Annotated in this window: 15 protein-coding genes, 1 tRNA gene and 1 riboswitch; of the genes, 7 read left to right on the forward strand and 9 right to left on the reverse strand. The window is 62.4% G+C overall.

The annotated features are described in order from the left end of the window. Positions 1–12: 12 nt before the first annotated feature. Together C8348_RS02480 and C8348_RS02485 are read right to left on the reverse strand one after the other, a co-directional pair. Positions 13–654, reverse strand: coding sequence for an alpha/beta family hydrolase (locus tag C8348_RS02480; RefSeq protein ID WP_106751698.1), 642 nt, complete (start codon positions 652–654; stop codon positions 13–15). Positions 655–767: 113 nt separating this feature from the next. Beyond that, positions 768–1,763, reverse strand: coding sequence for a transporter substrate-binding domain-containing protein (locus C8348_RS02485; RefSeq protein WP_208983488.1), 996 nt, complete (start codon positions 1,761–1,763; stop codon positions 768–770). A gap of 128 nt (positions 1,764–1,891) precedes the next feature. On the opposite strand from C8348_RS02485, the gene C8348_RS02490 reads away from it, so the two are divergent. Then, the gene (locus tag C8348_RS02490; protein WP_208983490.1) at positions 1,892–3,667 is read left to right on the forward strand and encodes a glycosyltransferase family 2 protein; all 1,776 of its coding nucleotides are present in this window, start codon (positions 1,892–1,894) and stop codon (positions 3,665–3,667) included. Between the two features lie 29 nt (positions 3,668–3,696). Here C8348_RS02490 and C8348_RS02495 read toward each other — a convergent pair whose 3' ends face one another. Further along, on the reverse strand, positions 3,697–7,008 hold the full coding sequence (locus tag C8348_RS02495) for a DUF4114 domain-containing protein (RefSeq protein WP_106751701.1): 3,312 nt from the start codon (positions 7,006–7,008) through the stop codon (positions 3,697–3,699). A gap of 166 nt (positions 7,009–7,174) precedes the next feature. Next, a tRNA-Gly gene (locus C8348_RS02500) sits at positions 7,175–7,248 on the reverse strand. Positions 7,249–7,469: 221 nt separating this feature from the next. On the opposite strand from C8348_RS02500, the gene C8348_RS02505 reads away from it, so the two are divergent. After that, positions 7,470–8,258: an ion transporter gene (locus C8348_RS02505; RefSeq protein ID WP_106751702.1), complete on the forward strand. Its 789-nt coding sequence runs from the start codon at positions 7,470–7,472 to the stop codon at positions 8,256–8,258. A gap of 29 nt (positions 8,259–8,287) precedes the next feature. Here the strand turns inward: C8348_RS02505 and C8348_RS02510 are convergent, their stop codons facing one another. Continuing rightward, positions 8,288–9,385: a quinone-dependent dihydroorotate dehydrogenase gene (locus tag C8348_RS02510; RefSeq protein ID WP_106751703.1), complete on the reverse strand. Its 1,098-nt coding sequence runs from the start codon at positions 9,383–9,385 to the stop codon at positions 8,288–8,290. Continuing rightward, positions 9,382–9,726 (reverse strand): DUF952 domain-containing protein, encoded by a 345-nt coding sequence (locus C8348_RS02515; RefSeq protein ID WP_106751704.1) that lies wholly within the window; start codon positions 9,724–9,726, stop codon positions 9,382–9,384. The genes C8348_RS02510 and C8348_RS02515 overlap by 4 nt, the downstream gene beginning before the upstream one ends. A 201-nt stretch (positions 9,727–9,927) precedes the next feature. On the opposite strand from C8348_RS02515, the gene C8348_RS02520 reads away from it, so the two are divergent. Together C8348_RS02520 and C8348_RS02525 are read left to right on the forward strand one after the other, a co-directional pair. Beyond that, positions 9,928–10,575, forward strand: coding sequence for a S24 family peptidase (locus C8348_RS02520; protein WP_106751705.1), 648 nt, complete (start codon positions 9,928–9,930; stop codon positions 10,573–10,575). Positions 10,576–10,621: 46 nt separating this feature from the next. Continuing rightward, positions 10,622–11,443, forward strand: a complete 822-nt coding sequence (locus tag C8348_RS02525) for a thermonuclease family protein (RefSeq protein WP_106751706.1) — start codon at positions 10,622–10,624, stop codon at positions 11,441–11,443. A gap of 12 nt (positions 11,444–11,455) precedes the next feature. On the opposite strand, the gene C8348_RS02530 is transcribed toward C8348_RS02525, so the two are convergent. Further along, complete coding sequence (locus tag C8348_RS02530) at positions 11,456–13,117, reverse strand: lysine--tRNA ligase (RefSeq protein ID WP_106751707.1); 1,662 nt, start codon at positions 13,115–13,117, stop codon at positions 11,456–11,458. A gap of 242 nt (positions 13,118–13,359) precedes the next feature. Here C8348_RS02530 and C8348_RS02535 point away from each other — a divergent pair, with 242 nt between their 5' ends. Beyond that, a complete protein-coding gene (locus tag C8348_RS02535) occupies positions 13,360–13,773 on the forward strand; it encodes a tellurite resistance TerB family protein (RefSeq protein ID WP_106751708.1) in 414 nt (137 codons plus the stop codon). Positions 13,774–13,777: 4 nt separating this feature from the next. Here the strand turns inward: C8348_RS02535 and apaG are convergent, their stop codons facing one another. Continuing rightward, a complete protein-coding gene (gene apaG, locus C8348_RS02540; RefSeq protein ID WP_106751709.1) occupies positions 13,778–14,170 on the reverse strand; it encodes a Co2+/Mg2+ efflux protein ApaG in 393 nt (130 codons plus the stop codon). A 201-nt stretch (positions 14,171–14,371) separates the two neighbouring features. On the opposite strand from apaG, the gene C8348_RS02545 reads away from it, so the two are divergent. Continuing rightward, positions 14,372–14,980 carry a CDP-alcohol phosphatidyltransferase family protein gene (locus C8348_RS02545; RefSeq protein ID WP_106751710.1) on the forward strand — a complete coding sequence of 203 codons (609 nt, stop codon included), beginning with the start codon at positions 14,372–14,374 and terminating at the stop codon, positions 14,978–14,980. A 16-nt stretch (positions 14,981–14,996) separates the two neighbouring features. On the opposite strand, the gene C8348_RS02550 is transcribed toward C8348_RS02545, so the two are convergent. Beyond that, positions 14,997–16,223, reverse strand: coding sequence for an O-succinylhomoserine sulfhydrylase (locus C8348_RS02550; protein WP_106751711.1), 1,227 nt, complete (start codon positions 16,221–16,223; stop codon positions 14,997–14,999). A 41-nt stretch (positions 16,224–16,264) separates the two neighbouring features. After that, a riboswitch (SAM riboswitch) is annotated at positions 16,265–16,344 on the reverse strand. A gap of 140 nt (positions 16,345–16,484) precedes the next feature. Between C8348_RS02550 and C8348_RS02555 the strand changes: the two genes are divergently transcribed. Next, positions 16,485–17,579 (forward strand): 2'-deoxycytidine 5'-triphosphate deaminase, encoded by a 1,095-nt coding sequence (locus C8348_RS02555; RefSeq protein WP_106751712.1) that lies wholly within the window; start codon positions 16,485–16,487, stop codon positions 17,577–17,579. Positions 17,580–17,594: the final 15 nt, after the last annotated feature.

The raw sequence follows: 17,594 nt of genomic DNA on the forward strand, positions 1-17,594 counted from the left end.
GGGCGTCGGCGGTCAGGCGATCCGGGCTGCAAAGGCCACGATTGCCTCGGCAGCCTTGTGAATGTTGCCATCCCATGTCGCGGGAGACTGGCCGCGTGGGCCGAGGTCATGGTTGCCGTCTTCCAGATAGGTGATGTCGACCTGGTCCGGCAGCGCCACGGTTTCCAGCTCTGCGGCGGATCCAAAGGGGTCGCGCTCGCCCTGTGTGATGAGGACCGGTCGGCGGCATGCGGCCAGAGGCTCCAGACGCCAGACATCGGCTTTGCCGGTGGGGTGGAAGGGATAGCCGACGCAAGCGACACCCTTGACCCGGCCAGGCAGGGACGCACCGCCCGCCAGCATGGCGGCCACGCGGCCACCCATCGACTTGCCGCCGATGAGAAGAGTTCCCTCGACCTCCGGCATCACCTGTTGCAAGGCGGTCTGGAACGCGCTGACGAGCAGTTCGGCCTTGGGCGGCGGGGCCTTCTTTCCGCCCGCGCGGCGCGCCGCCATGTAGGGAAACTCGAACCTGGCCACTGCAACCCCGTTTTCCGCCAGTGCAGCCGCCATTCGGTTCATGAAACTGGAGTCCATCGCCGCTCCTGCGCCATGGGCGAACAAAAGCGTTGCGACGGGGGTCGTCTCGGGGCGGGTCCACAGCAGTTCGGTCATATGCAAGGGTGCTTTCGCTCGGGGTACGGATGGTCGATGAAGGCTGCGCTCAGGCCCAGTCCCTGCTGATCTAGCGGAGGAGGATCGGGTCCGCAATCACGCGGCTTCGGGCTTCAGAAGAAGCTGATGGGGAAATAGCGTCGGTAGAGTTCGTTGTAGACGCCCTTTTCCTGCAGCCGGCGAAGGCCGTAATTCAGGGCCTCGAGAAGGACGGCATCTTCTTGCCGGACGGCTATGCGCAGTCCGTTGCCAAAATAGGCATCCTCCAGCCAAGGGCCGGGCACGAACATGCAACAGCCTTCCGAAACGGCACCGCCCAGCCAGAACGACAGGCTCATGCCGTCCCCGAAATGGGCACCAACGTCACCTGACCGCAGTGCTTCGCGTGCTTCGGCAATGGTATCATATTCCCTCAGCACCACGTCTGGCATGCGCGCCCTGAGAAAGGCGGCGTGGCGGCTCCCGCGCTCAACCGAAACCTCTGTTCCGGCGTATTGCAGTCCATCCAGGCCAGCATCATGCGCCTGTCGGGTCACGAACCGGCCCGGCAGGCGCAGATATGGGTCGGTAAAGCTGAACTGCCGTGCAAGTTCCGGTGTTTTGGCCAGGCCCGCGATCACTGCATCGCCTTCGTCCGCCTCCAGCGCATCGGCCAAGGCCTCGAAAGCCTTGACGCGCAGACTGCAGGAACTCTGCAACTCCTCGCAGAGGGCCCGGGCCAGGTCGACATGAAAGCCGGTCAGGCGCTCTGACGTGTCCCGGAAGGCAAACGGCGGAAAGTCATCGTTCGACAGGAATTCGATCCGCTCCGGGGTCTCCGCCGGCCGCTCCATAAGGCTGCGCGGATCCCAGAAGTTCGGGATGTCGTTGGTGATGCTTCGTGTCGAGGAATCGGAAGAGGGCATTTCGGCAGATGCTGCAACTTCAAAGTTAACTATAATCGCCAAAAGAGAGAAGAAAAATAATGTAACCATTGCGCGAACCTGGCGGTTGATGGTTAACATTCCGTTACGTTCACCAGGCATCTGGGCGACACCGATCGGGGAGGCTCGGCAAGCACATGCGTTTGGAAAGCACCGGATCATTTCCCACTTCGCGGCGTGAACCATCCCTGGTTGTGCCAATGCCTGCTGGCGATGTCGGCATCCCGCTATGTCCGTCGGAAGGGGTAGCGCCAGAATTGATGGTTCTTGTCGCACGGGGGTTTCCGGCTGCAATGGTTGATTGGGCCTGCCTGATGGCATCCTATCACGGCGGCAATCCGGCGCACCACCTTCTCCGGCATTCCCTGATTACCGAAGAGACCTACTACAGCGCTGTGGCGGAGATATGCGCGGTTCCGTTCCTGCCAGACGGGTCGTTTCGTCCGCTGGTGATCGGGGATGTGGTTATGCAGTTCGGTGAAGGGGAGGCAGGTCCGCTGCTGATCGGGATCGAGACCGGGCGGCCTATCTATGCCATCGCCCCGGCGGCAGAAGATCTCTTCGAACTTCGGGCTCTCCTTGGCCGTTATCCGGACTGGGCACGTTGCATTCGCATCACGACCCCGTCGGCAATGCGCATCGCCATCACGGTTCTCAAGGCACCCGCTGGTGAACTCGAGCAGCGCTTTCCCGAGATGTCCGCCCGCGAGCGGGTTACGCCGGGCCAGTATTCCGGCTTGTCGATGCTCAGCACCGGCTTTGCTTCCGGCTTGCTCCTGCCTTTGGAGGCCCAGGCGTTCGCCTTCAGCTTCCTCGTTGGCCTCAGTTGCATCTCAACGGGCTATGGCAGGGTCGTCAGCGCGGTTCGGGCTGGCACTCTTGCCATCTGCGACCGGATCGAGCCGCATTTCGGTGTTGCCGCCCTGCCGGCTGTCGCGCAGGAGTGGCCGCTCTACACCATCCTGGTGCCGCTCTACCGGGAAGCCGGGGTGGTGCCGGGGCTTGTCAGTGCGCTGGCAAGCCTCGACTACCCGGGTGAGAAGTTGGACATCAAGTTTCTCATCGAATGCGATGATCTCGACACAAAGGCCGCTTTCAGCGGCCTTTTGCTTTCCCATATGGAGGTCGTCGTTGTGCCGGAGGGCCATCCGCGAACCAAGCCGCGTGCCCTGTCTTATGGTCTGGCGGCGGCCAAAGGCGAGTTCGTCACGATTTTTGATGCTGAGGATCGCCCGGAACCGGATCAGTTGAAGAGAGCGGTGCAGCGTTTTCGTGCGTCGCCTGAAAAACTGGCCTGTCTGCAGGCGAGCCTGTCGATCGACAATGCCGGTGACAGTTTCTTCACGCGCCAGTTCGCGATGGAATATGCGATCCTGTTCGACCAGATGATCCCCTGGTTTTCGGCTGAAGGCTGGGCCTTTCCGCTTGGCGGCACCTCGAACCATTTCCGTCGCTCCGCCCTGATCGCAGCGGGCGGATGGGATCCTTACAACGTGACCGAAGATGCAGATCTCGGCATTCGTCTCGCCCGTTTCGGCTATGACAGCGCGGCCCTCAACAGCACGACCTATGAAGAGGCGCCGGTCACATGGAAGTCCTGGTATGCGCAGCGGGCGCGCTGGTACAAGGGGTGGCTGCAGACCTGTTTCGTTCACCTGCGCGATCCGGGGCTCCTGTTAAAACAGGCCGGTCTTGCCAAGACCATCCCCATGGGCATCCTTATCGCCGGGAGTCTGGTGACCCTGGCTGTCCATCCGATTTTCACTGTGGTTATGTTCGGCTATCTCTTCGGCCTGTGGGGTTTACCCCTGACCGAGACCCTTGTCGGGCAAATGGTCGTCATCCTCAGTAGCCTGACAGCAACCGTTGGCTATGGCGCGACCGTCTTTGCCGGGATCACCGCCGCGCGAAAGCGGGCCATACCCCTGCGATTGATTGATGTGGCCGGAATACCGCTCTACTGGCTCTGTGCCAGTCTCGCCTTCTACCGCGCCATCTGGGATTTCGTGATCCGCCCGCATCACTGGCACAAGACAACCCACGGCACGGCCCGCAAACGGGCCTTGCCGGGCAGTCGTAGCGCTCATTGACATGCTGTCTGGTCGGGCAACCTCAAAGGTCAGCCGAATATCTGCGATGTGGACCCGCTGCCGCTCGAGATCCCGACGATCAGGTCGTTGAAGTCAAAGTCGCCACCCTGCGCAATGGTGAGGTCCTCAAAGCCGAAGGTGTTTTCTCCCAACAGGCGAATGTGTTCGGCTCCGTCTGAGTTGGCGAGGCCCAATACAAAGAGTTCTTGCGTGCCGCTTTTCAGGACCGGGGCATAGTAGCCGCCCTTGCCCGCGACCGTCCAACTTGTCGAAACGGGTTCTGTTTCGGTGCCTTTGAAGGTGAACGTTCCGCCCGCATCCAGCGACTTGGCCACTTCAGATCGGAAAGCTGTAGCCTCGCTCATGTTGATTCCGTTGAGGCTCACCGCCCCGTTCAGATCGACATCGAGCCTGACAAAGGCAAGGCTGTTGGTCAGGGACGTGCTGCCGGTCAACAGGAGGTCCAACGTTTGCCCCTGATCCAGATACAGCAGTGGCAGGTCCGTCCGCCGTTGCGCATCAGCCAGCAGAGCGCCGCTGCTTAGATCATTGTCGGTTGTTGCAGAAAGGGTGAGATTGCCCACGTTGACGGTGAGCGATCCAGCGGAAGCCCCTGTAACAACCGCGTCCGGCTGGAGTGTGATTGTGTCTTTGCCGGACAGCAGCGCAAAGCGCAGTTCTTCGCCCGGGCGCAGCAGGATGGATTGCGTACCGAGTGCCAGGGTGTTGCCATTGTCATCCGTCGCCGCCCCGAGGCTGCCGCGAATGGCATCTTTCAGCGTCATGTTGGCACCGGTTGCACCAGCCTTGTTGATGTAGTTGCCGGCCTGATCGACCGCGTAGACGAGAACAGTGATCCCTGTATCCGAGGTTTCCGAAACCGCAGCCAGGCGCACCCAGCTTGCATCTGCATCCGGTGCACTGGTGAGATCGATCTTGATCCCGTTGCCGGCGGTGTTGCCGACGATGGGGGCATCAGCCACGTTCACGGTCAGTGTCAGTGCGTTGCTGGCCGGGCCAACCGCCGCGCCAATGCCGCTGCCGGCTGCGAGCATCTCCGTGACGGTCACCGTGTAGGTTCCATTGCCCAGGGCCTGTGCCGCGCTGGTCTTCCACATCCCGTCGAGGTCGCCTGTCGCGTAGATCGGAGCAAGGACGTTCACGCCGGACTGCTGGAAGGAAAGCGCGGCGAGATTGGCCGCACTGACCTTGTTGGTGGTCCCGGAAATCCAGCTTGCAGTTCCGGCTGCCGAATTGGTTCCGGTCCAGGCAAAGCCGACTTCGGCGGTCGTGCTGGTGACCGTGTTGCTGACAAGGTTGGTCTGTCCGTCAAGCGCGGTGAATGCATCACCTTGCAGCGTGCCGGCGATGGGAGCGGTTGCCAGCGGCTGCTGGCTGACGTGCAGAGGATCGGTGTTCCAGGTCAGAAGGGCCGGATCGAGCGTCGTGCTGCCGCTGTAGAGGAAGTCGATTGCGAAGGTCTCGATCGTCTGGTTCGTCGAGTTCTGCGGGCTGATGAGGGCAAGCCCGTCCACGGCCAGGCTTCCTGCCTGAATTGCAACGCCCGGATTGAGAAACACCCCGTCTTCGGTCTTGGTATAAAGGTTGAACGTCTTCGCGCTTGCCCCCGTGCCGACGACGACCTGGTACCAGCCGATGCCGTTCTGAACCGTTGGCAGGCTGCTGATGACAATCGAGCCTGCGGTTTGCGGCGTATCGGGAACGGGATTGATCACAAATGTCCCGGTTGCCGCATTTTGCGAGATGGTCCAGTTCTGCCAGAGACTGTCGCCGCCGGTTCCATTCAGCGTGACCTCCTGGAAGGACGGCACGCCATTCACCGTGCCATCAAAGATCCGGAGCGTGATTGACGTGTCGCCCTTGAGGATGGCGTTCTGATTGAAGAAGTTCAGTGTGATCGAGCACGGGTTCACGGTTTCCCACGCGGGGATGTTGTAGCTCCCGGGAAAGAACTGCTTGGTGCCATAGTCCACTTCGCCAACCTGGGCGATGTAGTTGTAGATGACCGGCTGGACATAGCCGCCCGGTGTCTCGCTGTCGTCGAACAGGGTCAGATTGATGGTGTCGACGTTTTTCCAGGCGCCGTTGGCAAACTCCGAGACGGAAATCAGCGGGCCGCCCTGGGCGTAGGCCGACATCAGGTTGTCGGAATAGCCGGAGCCGTAGGAGTTTGAGAGGTTGAAGAACACCTGAGAGTAGAAGTCGTGGAAGGGCGCCTCTTTACCCGACAGGTTCTGGCTGAAGGCATAGGTCGGGTCCCAGTTCCAATTGTGGCTGAGGTTCACTGTCTGGCTGACGAACGGGTTGAGCGCCTGTCCGAGCGTACCGTAGTAGCCGGCCGTAAAGCCGGTCAGGAACTGCGTCAGGACCTCTCCCCATTGGGTGTTTGCGCCGGTGTTCATCTCCGTCGAGCCGGAGTTGAGGATCGTGTAGGCGGTGGCGTCGGTCTTGTCGGCGTAGATCTCCACATTGCCAAGCGTGGAATAGATGCTGTTGGCGAGGGCGTCCGCCGTAATCTTGATGTGGCCCTTGATCTGGCTTGTCGCCGTGGGGTTCAGCCAGAAATGCCCCTGGCCACCGTCAGTGCCTGCTACCCATTCCAACTGGTAGGCGAAAGAGCCCGCCTTGTGATAGACGCCGTTGCCGTCTTTGGCCCCGTTGAAGAAACCCGCCACCGTGACACCGGGCGCGCCTGTCTTCAACGTATCGATGTAGCCGCTCCAGCTTGACGCCGTGTAGGGCTGTTGGCCGCTGGGCTGGACGACCGACTGGGCCGGCGAAATGGCGGCACGATAGGTGCCGGCCAGCGGACCGTCAGAAAATGTGTAGAGCGATTGACCGTTGGCGTCCTTGAGGTTCAAGAACATCACGCTCCCGGACCCGGCATATCCGCGCGAAGCTGTGGTGCCGTCCGCATAGGGCACTTCGATTTCCATCGGGATGCCGAAGCCCTCGACAGAAGTCAGGTTGCCGACATCGCCGGACTGCCCCAGAAGGGTGACCTCAAAGCTGTCATAGCGGAACTGATACTGGGCTGCCGCACCCCAGTTGATCTGGCTCTGCTCCGTTATAACGGTTGTCAGATCGGTCTGGGCGCCGGATGGGTCCTGGCTCTGGATCAGGAAGTAGATCTTGCCGCCGTTCATCTGCGTCGGCAGGTCGATGGCATAGGAACCGTTGGAACTGACCGCGCCGTTGGAAACCATGCTCGTCCAATGCGCGTTTCCGTCAGTGTCGAAGTAGACAGCGTAAGCATAGGCACCTGGCTTGCCCAAGGTCGCCTGGAGCTTGGACGTCAATGCAAGGTTCAAAGTCGTCATAGTCTGGCGTCCCCCGCCGCGATGCACATGCGGAGAACACTGGGGCATAATGCCTTATGCGCAGCTTACTGCAGTTGTGAAATTTTGAAGCATCGACAACAAAGGCTTAACCCTGCCGCAACGTAAAGCTGCGCCCTTGGTCTTCAGGCCAATGATGGAAAAGGACTGGAGCGGGTAGCGGGAATCGAACCCGCGCCAAGAGCTTGGGAAGCTCGCATGATACCATTTCACCATACCCGCGCGAGCCAATAGATCGCCGCTTGCCGGACGGAAGTCAAGCTCTGTGGCAGGATTTCCAGAAGCTGCCGGAGAGGGGCAGGCCCGGGGCCCTGTAGCGGCGGTGCATTGCATCCGAAACAAGCGTCTTAGAGTTTGATTAAAAAGCATAATTTCGCTTGCGCGAACTGCAGCGCCTTGCCACGGTGCAGCCGTCGATTTCTCGGCCTGGAGCTTACTGCATCATGCGCGACGCTGTTCTCGCACTTACCTCGTCCCGTCGTTGGGAAGCATTCATTATATCGGTCATCGTCTTCAATGCTGTCACGCTGGGGCTGGAAACCAGCGGAACGGTGGTGGCGGCGATTGGTCCGCAACTGCATTTCATCGACGCGGCAATCCTCGTGATCTTCGTTGTTGAACTGTTGATGCGGCTCTACGCCCACCGCCTGTCCTTCTTCAAGGATCCGTGGAGCCTGTTTGACTTCGCGATTGTGGCAATCGCACTGGTGCCTGCAAGCGGGCCGTTCTCGGTGCTGCGTGCCCTGCGCATCTTGCGCGTCTTGCGCCTGATCTCGGTCGTCCCGTCCCTGCGGCGGGTGATTGGCGGCCTTCTGGCTGCATTGCCCGGAATGGGGTCAATTATCGTATTGATGTCGCTGGTCTATTACGTCTTTGCGGTCATGGCGACGAAACTCTATGGCGCGACTTTTCCCGATTGGTTCGGGGATCTTGGCCGCTCGACCTACACCCTTTTCCAGGTCATGACGCTGGAAAGCTGGTCCATGGGCATTGTGCGTCCGGTCATGGAAGTCCACCCCTACGCTTGGATCTTCTTCATTCCGTTCCTGCTGTGCACGGCCTTCACCGTGTTGAACCTCTTCGTTGGTATCATTGTTTCGGCAATGCAGGACGAGCACGAACAGGAGGCGCAGGAGGATCGTAAGGCCCTGCAATCCGAGACGACACTCGTGCTCGAAGAATTGCGCGCCTTGCGGGCCGAAGTGGCCGAACTCCGGCACGCGCGCGCCTGATCTCATGATCACGGGCGAGACGCTGGAGATCAGTCCAGCGTCTCCTTCGCCCAGGCGTCGACATTGACCGACTGCGCCTCGGCGAGGCTGGACAACCCGCGCCGGCGCAACTCGCCGTCCAGATGCGCCAGAATGTCCGTGACGAGCCGGGGGCCCTTGAACACCAGCGCAGAGTAAAGCTGCAGCAAGGTTGCCCCGGCGGTGATCTTGGTGAAGGCAGCTTCAGGCGTGTCGATGCCGCCGACCCCGATGATCGGGAGGTCTGGGCCAACCAGCTTGCGCATGCGGGCAAGGACGATGGTGGACCGGCGGAAGAGCGGGCGCCCCGACAGCCCTCCCGGTTCTTGTCCGGTTGCCGCGTCAAGGAGGCCCGCCCGGGACAGGGTCGTGTTCGACACGATCAGCCCGTCAACGGCATGCTGCTGCACAGCCGCAGCAATATCCTCAAGGCCTTCTGAAGGGACATCGGGAGCGATCTTCAGCAGCACGGGCACCTTGTGTCCCGTCCTCGACGCTGCTGCGTCCCGCTCCGCCATCACGGCAGCCAGCAGGATGTCCAGCGCTTCCTTTGCCTGCAGGTCGCGCAGGCCCGGCGTGTTCGGTGAGGAGACGTTGACCGTGAAATAGGAGGCCACAGCCGCGAAGGTCCGGATGCCGGCGACATAGTCGGCGATCCGGTCGGCCGTGTCCTTGTTGGCCCCGACATTGACACCGACAATGCCGCCGCGCCGACGCCGGGCCTCCAGCCGGGCCAGGAGGGCAGCGTGGCCCTCGTTGTTGAAGCCGAACCTGTTGATGACGCCGAGGTCCGCCGGCAGACGGAACAGACGGGGCTTCGGATTGCCAGCCTGCGCCAGCGGCGTCACCGTACCGACTTCTGCAAAACCGAACCCCAGTCCCAGCACCGCATCGGGCACTTCGCCGTTCTTGTCGAACCCTGCAGCCATGCCGAGCGGATTGGGAAAGTTGAGGCCGAGAACGGTCTGGGCAAGCGACTGGTACTGCGCGTTGTCAGTGCGCGGATGGAGGCCGGCCGCGAGCGCGCGGATCGTCACGCCATGGGCCGCTTCTGCGTCGAGACAGTGAAGCGCGCCCAAGGCGAAGCGGCTGGCAAGCGAGGTGATCATGCGTCGAGCTCCGGAAACAGATGCAGGCCATCAGGGCCGAGCGGCAAGGGCTGCACCCAACGGGCCTGACCTGGCGACAGGGGGGCGTACAGATGCGGGAACAGCGCGCCACCGCGCGACGGCTCCCAGATCAGAGCAGGGCCGAACCCTGCACTGTCGAATGCGGCAAGGACGAGGTCCGTCTGGCCGGCGAAGTGCCGAGCGGCCGTCTCGCGAACCTGCTCTGCCGTCGAGAAGTGGATGTAGCCGTCCGAAAGGTCCACGGGTGCGCCGTGAAACACGCCCGCATTCATGGCATCGCGCCACAGGGCCTCAGGCAGGATCTTGAATATGAGCGTCATGTCGGAAAGCCGTTATTTTTGCCGGATGCCAGTCGTCCGAAGACGTCCGGCTGGCGCGGACCCTAAACGCTGCATTTGCGTTGGACAACCGATCCGGCCAAGGTTCTCAGGCAATATTGTCTTGACTTCAGGAATAATAGCCGGAGTGTGGTGCGGTTGAAAGGGATATATTCCTGAATTGCAACCCGGGAGGTGAGCACCATGCTCTCGCACGAGCGAGTCTGGGCAGCGATTGACGCCCTGGCGGCCCGCAAGGGTCTGTCGCCATCGGGCCTGGCACGGCGTGCCGGTCTGGATCCGACGACTTTCAATCCGTCAAAGCGGATAGCGGTTGACGGCCGCCCGCGATGGCCGTCGACCGAATCCCTTGCCAAGGTTCTCGAGGCGACAGGCGCGCCGTTGACCGAGTTTGTCGCACTCGTCTCGCCTGAGGAGACGCCGCCTTGTCCGGTGATACCGGCCGGCGCCACGCTGCCGTTTGCCGGACTGCCCGATGCGATGGCGGAGGGGTATTTTGATAGCGAAGGGAACCCGGTCGGAAAGGGTTGGGATGCTATTCCGTTTCCGGATCTGGACGGCAATCCCTTGTTTGCACTTGAAATTTCTGGTGCCGGCTGGTTGCCGGCCTATCGTGATGGCGACACGGTGATCGCAGCTCCAAAGGCTCCGGTGCGGCGCGGGGACAGGGTGATTGTACGAACCGGCGACGGCGGGATCGACTTGCATGTGCTGCATCGCCGCACGGCGCGCACCATCGAGTTGCATCCTTTGTCCGCGTCCGGCACCATTGTCGTGCTCGACCTTGCCGAGGTCGACTGGATCGCCAGGATCGTCTGGGCCAGCCAGTAACCCGGGTCGCCTCGTTCTGCAGGCGACCGACCGTCCGGAGCGCGTCATGGCTTTGTGTCTGTCTGTCCCGGTGCGCCTGATGGCAGGCGTGCTGTGTGCCTGTCCGGCCATCCTTGCGGGGCCTTGGCTCGTGCTGGCGCAGGCTCAGGATCCGGCTCCGCCGCCGTCAGCAATCCGCAATGTTTCTCCACCTGGAATGGCGACCCCGGACATTTCGGGCCCCTTGATCCGTGTTGCGCCTGTCGGAAAGCTGGCGGAACCCAAGGACCCTGAGGCTGGATTGCCGAAGGATACATTCGATGTGAAGGCGGCTGTCGTTCTGGACGGCGGGACGCTGAAGGCCGGGCGTCTGCTGGTCCGCATCGCCCATGTCACGGCGCTGGGGGCAAAGCAATCCTGCACCTCCCGGCTCGGCGGCGACTGGCCTTGCGGCGCACGCGCGCGGTCTTCGCTTCAGGGGCTGGTCCGTGCCTACACTTTGTCCTGCCAGCGGGTGGCGGCAGTCGGCGAACGCGAAGTCTCTGCCACCTGCGCCAAGGGGGCGGCGGACCTTGGGCTATGGCTCGTGGCACAGGGATGGGCCGTGCCGACGGAAGACGCGCCTGAGGCCTATGTCGCGGCGGTCGAGGCCGCGCGCGCTGCCAAGGTCGGGCAATGGCAGGCCGAGTGGGTTGCCGAACTGGCGCCGCCTGTCCTGATCACACCGGTCGAACCCGTCATGACCGATCCCGGGATCTCTTCCGGGAGGGAGGCGAGTGAACCTCTGATCGTCATGCCCGGCAGCCCGGAAAGCCGTGACTGGATCAATCCGTTTGATGTGAAAGACCCGGAAGCGCAGGACGCCCCCGGGTCTGGTGTTCCCAATTGACCGACCGCTGGCTCAGCCGGCAACGAGTTCGCCGCTGAGGGCCTTGGCAATCAGCGCGCGCGTCTCGGCAATGCCATAGAGCGCCACGAAAGAGCCAAAGCGCGGGCCCTGCTGCAGACCCAGCAATACCTGATACAGCGCCTGGAACCAGGCCACGGAAACACCGGGACCACCGTCCGGGCTCTTCTTGGCGTGGTCCTGATAGCGCTCGATCTTGCGCGCCACATCAAGTGCCGCGTCCTGGATGGTGCTGCCGTCGGCTCCCGGGGCCAGTGCGGCAAGGGCGGCATCCAGCTCCTCAAGGGCCGCGCGCTCGACATCGTCCGGGGCGCGGAACTGCTTGGTCGGCTTGACGAAGTCGTCGAAGTACCGAATGGCAAAGGTCACCAGCTCGTCGAGCTTCGGATGGGTTTCTTTGGTCACACCCGGCGCATAGCGGGTGATGAAGGCCCACAGCACGTCCTTGTTCTCGGCATTGGAGGCCGAAACGAGGTTCAGCAGCATCGAGAATGGCACCGGCATGTTGATCGCCGGAACGTCGCCGGAGTGGATATGCCAGGCCGGGTTCATCAGCTTCTGGTCCGCCGACATCCCCGGGAACTTTTCCGCATAGGCGAAATACTCGTCGACGGCCTTCGGGATGACGTCGAAATAGAGCTTCTTCGCGGTCTTCGGCTTGCCGAACATGTAGAGCGCCAGGCTCTCCGGGGCGGCATAGGTCAGCCATTCGTCGATGGTGAGGCCATTGCCCTTGGACTTGGAGATCTTGGCGCCGTCATCGGCCAGGAACAGCTCATAGACATAATGCTCCGGCGGTGTGCCGCCGAGGATCTGGCAGATCTTGTCGTAAAGCGGCATGTTCGGACCATGGTCCTTGCCGAACATCTCGAAGTCGACGCTGAGCGCGGCCCAGCGGGCGCCGAAGTCCGGCTTCCACTGCAGCTTCACATGGCCGCCGGTGACCGGCAGCGTGCAGTCGCGGCCATCCTCGCCCTCGAAGGTGATGGTGCCGTTTTTTGCGTCGACTTCCTTCATCGGCACGTAGAGCACGCGGCCCGAAATCGGGGAAATCGGCAGGAACGGGCTGTAGGTCGCCTGACGCTCAGCACCCAGTGTCGGCAGCATCACATCCATCAGCGCCTGATAGCGTTCAGCTGCGTGCAGCAGGATGCCGTCGAGCTTGCCGGACTTGTAATACTCGGTCGCGCTGGCGAACTCGTATTCGAAGCCGAACGTGTCGAGGAACCGGCGCAGCATGGCGTTGTTGTGATGGCCGAAACTGTCGAAGTTGCCGCCGAACGGGTTCGGCACAGCCGTCAGCGGCATGTGCAGATAGGGCTCCAGGAACGCCTTGTCCGGCACGTTGTCCGGGATCTTGCGCATGCCGTCCATGTCGTCCGAGAAGCACAGGAGCCGCGTCGGGATCTTGTCTTCGGTCAGCAGGCGAAAGGCCGTGCGCACCATGGTCGTGCGCGCGACTTCGCCGAACGTGCCGATATGCGGCAAACCCGAGGGGCCATAGCCGGTCTCGAACAGGACCGGAATGGATGGATCCCGTTTCTCCACCCGCTTCACCAGTTTCCGGGCTTCCTCGAACGGCCAGGCCTTGGAGGTCCGGGCCGCCTCGACGAATTCGGGCGACAGGTCAAGCGAAGGGAGGGTATGTGCGCTCATCTCTAGCGGGATCCATGCATGTGTCTGGATGACGGGCCGTCGTGCTGGCCATCGTCTGGAAGCGCCTGCGCGGCCACAGCGGCGTTGCACCGCGGCAACAGGCTGGCGGACACTAGAAAAGCCTGTGTGTCACGTCAATGAAACTCTGGGGTCATTGCGGCGATCCGGCGCTTGTCCTTGGATCGGTGAGGCTATACCAGTGCTGTCACGAGTGTTTTGTCCCTCAGGGAGTGACCGATTTCATGAGCCAGAAAGTCAGCGTTCAGGAAGCCCTTCTGTATGTCATGGTCACCATGTCCGCTGCGGACAGTTCCATGCCGGACAACGAACTGGGTTCGATCGGCGATCTGGTGAAGGCGTTGCCGGTGTTCGCAGGGTTTGACGGCAACAGCATCGTCAAGGTCGCGCAGGCCTGCGGTGATTTGCTGCAGGATGCCGACGGGCTGGACACGATCCTCGATTTGATCGCCGACAGCCTGCCGCCGCGCCTCTATGACACGGCCTACGCGCTGGCTGTCGAGGTTGCCGCCGCCGATGGCGACGTTCCGGAGGAGGAATTGCGCCTTCTCGAACTGCTGCGCGATCGTCTCAGCCTCGACAAGCTGACGGTGGCTGCCATCGAACGTTCTGCTCAGGCCCGCTTCCGCACAGCCTGACAGGTCAGTTGAGGATGCGCCGCATGGACGGCGCATCCAGCGAGAAGGCCGGAATCTCGACGGCGATGAACCGTCCGTCCGGCAGCTCCATCCGGTAGCTTCCTTCCATGATGCCGGAGGGCGTCGGCAACGGGCAGCCTGAGGTGTACTCGAACGCCTCTCCCGGCTGGATGACCGGCTGCTGGCCAATCACGCCTGCGCCTTCCACTTCCTCGACCCGGCCAAGCGCATCGGTGATGATCCAGTGCCGGCGGCGCAGTTGCACCGGGATCTGACCGAGATTGCGGATCTCCACCGTATAGGCCCATACAAAGCGGCCATTCAGCGGCTCTGATTGCTCTTCCAGGTACATCGGCTCGACCGTAACCTGAATTCCCAGTGTGGTTGCTCTGTACATGGACTGTCCTGCATTGCGCTGGGAGAATGCATCCCGTGCAAAGGATATAGGGGGAACGCCTGCAGTTGGACAGTGCAGCCTGTTCGTCTGCCGTGCCGGCGTGATTTCGCGTGATTGCCGATGACGCAGCCGTGACGGTGTGGGGGCTTGCCGCAGCCGTCCGCGTGGAGCACACAGGCGGTGCCAACGCGGAACCATGCCATGTTTGATGCCCGTCTTCGTCCGTTGATCGATCCACCGCTGAATGCGGTCGGACGGACCTTGGCTGCCACAGGTCTTGCGGCCAATGCCGTCACGGCCATCGGCCTGGGGTTTGGTCTGGCGGCCGCCGCGTTGATTGCTCTTGGATATCCGCTTCTGGCCTTGCCGCTGCTTCTGGCCAATCGCCTGGCCGACGGGCTCGATGGCGCCATCGCCCGGGCAACGTCCCGCACGGATCTCGGCGGCTATCTGGATATCGTTTTCGACTTCCTGTTTTACGGTGCCGTGCCGGTCGCCTTCGCGTTGGCGGATCCGGCGGCCAATGGCGTGGCTGCCGCGGTGCTGCTGTTCAGCTTCTATGCAAACGGCGCCGCCTTCCTGACCTTTGCGATCATGGCTGAGCGCAGGCGTCTTGAGACATCACGTCAGGGACTGAAATCGCTCTACTATCTCGGCGGGCTGGCTGAAGGGGCCGAAACGATCCTCGTTTTCACGCTGATGTGCGTCTGGCCGGACAGCTTTGCAGTGCTCGCCTACGGCTTTGCCGCCCTGTGCGGCCTGTCGGCAGCGGCGCGCATCGCCACTGCCATCCAGGTGCTCAAGCGGTGAGCCGTCGCGGGCCGATCTAGAGCGCGGCGGCGGCAGCCAGTCCGCGCTCGATGTCGTCCAGCAAATCGAGCGGGTCTTCGAGGCCAACCGAAAGCCGCAGCATTCCGTTGGTGATGCCAAGCTCCAGGCGGGCCTCTTCGGCGACGTTCTTGTGTGTCGTCGTTGCCGGATGCGTGATCAGGCTCTTGGCGTCGCCGAGGTTGTTCGACAGCTTGATGACCTGAAGTGCATTGGTGAAGGCGAAGGCAGCTGCCTTGCCGCCTGCCAGCTCGAAGGCCAGCATGGTCGATCCGCCTGTCATCTGGCGGGCGATGACTTCGGCCTGCGGATGGTCGGCGCGGCCGGGATAGATCAGGCGGGAAATCGCCGCATGCCCGGCGAGCCGGTCAGCAAGGCGCTGGGCACTCTCGGTCTGGCGGGCAATGCGCAGAGGCAGGGTTTCGAGGCCCTTGAGCAGAACCCAGGCATTGAACGGGCTCATGGCCGGACCTGTGTGCTTGACCAGCGGCAGCACTTCGTCCTCGATCCACTTGGCGTCTGACAGCACGACGCCGCCAAGGCAGCGCCCCTGTCCGTCGATGTGCTTGGTGGCCGAGTAGACGACCACATCCGCACCCAGCTTCAGCGGTGACTGGAACAGCGGCGTGGCGAAGACGTTGTCGATGATCACGCGCGCGCCGACCGCATGGGCGATCTCGGCGACGGCTGCGATATCGATGACGTCCAGCGTCGGGTTGGTCGGGCTCTCGAGGAACACCGCACGTGTCTTCGGGGTCACGGCAGCGCGCCACTGGTCCAGATCCGTGCCGTCGACAAGCGTGCTGGTGACGCCGAAGCGCGGCAGCAGCGTTTCGACGATGTAGCGACAGGAGCCGAACAGCGCCTTGGCGGCGACGACATGATCACCGGCCTTGACGCTGGCCATCAGCGCCAGGTTGACGGCAGCCATACCGCTGGCGGTGCCGATTGCGGCCTCTGCCTGCTCAAGCTCGCACATCCGCCGTTCGAACATGGCGACGGTCGGGTTGGAATAGCGGGAATAGACGAAACCGGGATCTTCGCCGTTGAACCGTGCCTCGGCGGCTTCGGCATTCGGATAGACAAAGCCCTGGGTGAGGAAGATCGCCTCGGACGTCTCGCCATGCTGCGAACGGATCGTGCCGCCATGCACAAGACGGGTCGCGGTGCGCAGGCCGTCACTGGTTGCGCCGCTGCTTGCGGACTGGTCGTCGGATGCGGTCATCGGTCGAGGCTCCAGATACAAAAAAACCGGCCATAGGGGCCGGGATTCACCTCCCGACCTTTTTAGCTACTTATTTAACGTGGCTGCAAGCCGGCCGGCCCAAATCACCACGGAACATCTGACGCATTACGCCATTCCCGGCAAAGCGTCAATCACGCGCATAAAACTTGGTTGGCCGGAGAGAAACCATGAGCTAATCACTCAGATCCCCGGAGCGGCAGGCTGTCCTGCCCGTGCGACGCGAACGCGAGAGGTCTGTCCATGCGCCCTGAAGGCATCCTGCCCGCCCATATGATCGAGGACATGTTCCGGTCCGGCGGCATCCTCAGCGCTGCGGCGCCGGTCGAGGGGCAGATCCAGCCGGCAAGCCTTGACCTGCGCCTCGGCAGCCTGGCCTACCGGGTGCGTGCCAGCTTTCTTCCCGGTCAGGGCGTCACAGTCGCCGACAAGCTCGATGCCTTCGCGCTGCACACGATCGATCTGGCTCCCGGAGCTGTGCTGGAGACGGGCTGTGTCTACATCGTGCCCTTGCAGGAGAGCCTCGCCCTCAGCGAAGCGGTCTCCGCAACGGCAAACCCCAAGAGCTCGACGGGCCGCCTCGACGTCTTCACCCGTGTCATCACCGATGAGGGACGGGCATTCGACACGGTGCCCGCCGGCTATCGCGGGCCGCTTTATGCTGAAATCTCGCCGCTGACCTTTCCCATTCTCGTTCGAGAAGGCTCGCGCCTGTCACAGATCCGTTTCCGCATCGGCGAACCGCTGATCGGGGACAGCGAGCTGGAAGGTGTGCATCAGGTGCAGCGCCTCGTCAGTGGCGGGCACGAGCGCATTGGCGGTGGTGTCCAGTTGTCCATCGATCTGGAAGGTCAGGGCGAGGGCAGCCTTGTCGGCTACCGGGCCAAGCATCACACCGGAGTGATTGATGTCGACCGCACCTCGGCCCATCATCCGCTGGATTTCTGGGAACCGATCCACCGGCGCGGACCCGCGGAACTGATCCTCGATCCGAACGAATTCTACATCCTCGTCAGCCAGGAAGCGGTGCATGTACCGCCGCTCTATGCAGCGGAAATGGTGCCATTCGATCCGCTGGTCGGCGAGTTCCGCGTGCACTATGCCGGCTTCTTCGATCCGGGCTTTGGTCACGGCGGGGCAGGGGGAACAGGCTCGCGCGCGGTGCTGGAAGTGCGTTCGCACGACGTGCCCTTCATTCTCGAGCACGGCCAGACGGTTGGTCGTCTCGTCTATGAACACATGCTGGAGCGGCCGCACAGCCTTTACGGCGAGGGCATCGGTTCCAATTATCAGGGGCAGGCCCTGAAACTTTCCAAGCATTTCCGCCCGCTTGCCTGATTGGCCGTCAGGCTG

This window comes from Pannonibacter carbonis (genome assembly GCF_003012935.1).
In the GTDB taxonomy this organism is placed as follows: Bacteria; Pseudomonadota; Alphaproteobacteria; order Rhizobiales; family Stappiaceae; genus Pannonibacter; species Pannonibacter carbonis.

Bases quoted from the DNA above. Each gene is read 5' to 3' on its own strand.
- C8348_RS02550 (WP_106751711.1), bottom strand. From the start codon at position 16,223: ATGACCGCATCCGACGACCAGTCCGCAAGCAGCGGCGCAACCAGTGAC.
- C8348_RS02555 (WP_106751712.1), top strand. From the start codon at position 16,485: ATGCGCCCTGAAGGCATCCTGCCCGCCCATATGATCGAGGACATGTTC.
- C8348_RS02510 (WP_106751703.1), bottom strand. From the start codon at position 9,385: ATGATCACCTCGCTTGCCAGCCGCTTCGCCTTGGGCGCGCTTCACTGT.
- C8348_RS02485 (WP_208983488.1), bottom strand. From the start codon at position 1,763: ATGGTTCACGCCGCGAAGTGGGAAATGATCCGGTGCTTTCCAAACGCA.
- C8348_RS02525 (WP_106751706.1), top strand. From the start codon at position 10,622: ATGGCTTTGTGTCTGTCTGTCCCGGTGCGCCTGATGGCAGGCGTGCTG.
- C8348_RS02495 (WP_106751701.1), bottom strand. From the start codon at position 7,008: ATGACGACTTTGAACCTTGCATTGACGTCCAAGCTCCAGGCGACCTTG.
- C8348_RS02535 (WP_106751708.1), top strand. From the start codon at position 13,360: ATGAGCCAGAAAGTCAGCGTTCAGGAAGCCCTTCTGTATGTCATGGTC.
- C8348_RS02480 (WP_106751698.1), bottom strand. From the start codon at position 654: ATGACCGAACTGCTGTGGACCCGCCCCGAGACGACCCCCGTCGCAACG.
- apaG (WP_106751709.1), bottom strand. From the start codon at position 14,170: ATGTACAGAGCAACCACACTGGGAATTCAGGTTACGGTCGAGCCGATG.
- C8348_RS02520 (WP_106751705.1), top strand. From the start codon at position 9,928: ATGCTCTCGCACGAGCGAGTCTGGGCAGCGATTGACGCCCTGGCGGCC.
- C8348_RS02515 (WP_106751704.1), bottom strand. From the start codon at position 9,726: ATGACGCTCATATTCAAGATCCTGCCTGAGGCCCTGTGGCGCGATGCC.
- C8348_RS02530 (WP_106751707.1), bottom strand. From the start codon at position 13,117: ATGAGCGCACATACCCTCCCTTCGCTTGACCTGTCGCCCGAATTCGTC.
- C8348_RS02545 (WP_106751710.1), top strand. From the start codon at position 14,372: ATGTTTGATGCCCGTCTTCGTCCGTTGATCGATCCACCGCTGAATGCG.
- C8348_RS02505 (WP_106751702.1), top strand. From the start codon at position 7,470: ATGCGCGACGCTGTTCTCGCACTTACCTCGTCCCGTCGTTGGGAAGCA.
- C8348_RS02490 (WP_208983490.1), top strand. From the start codon at position 1,892: ATGGCATCCTATCACGGCGGCAATCCGGCGCACCACCTTCTCCGGCAT.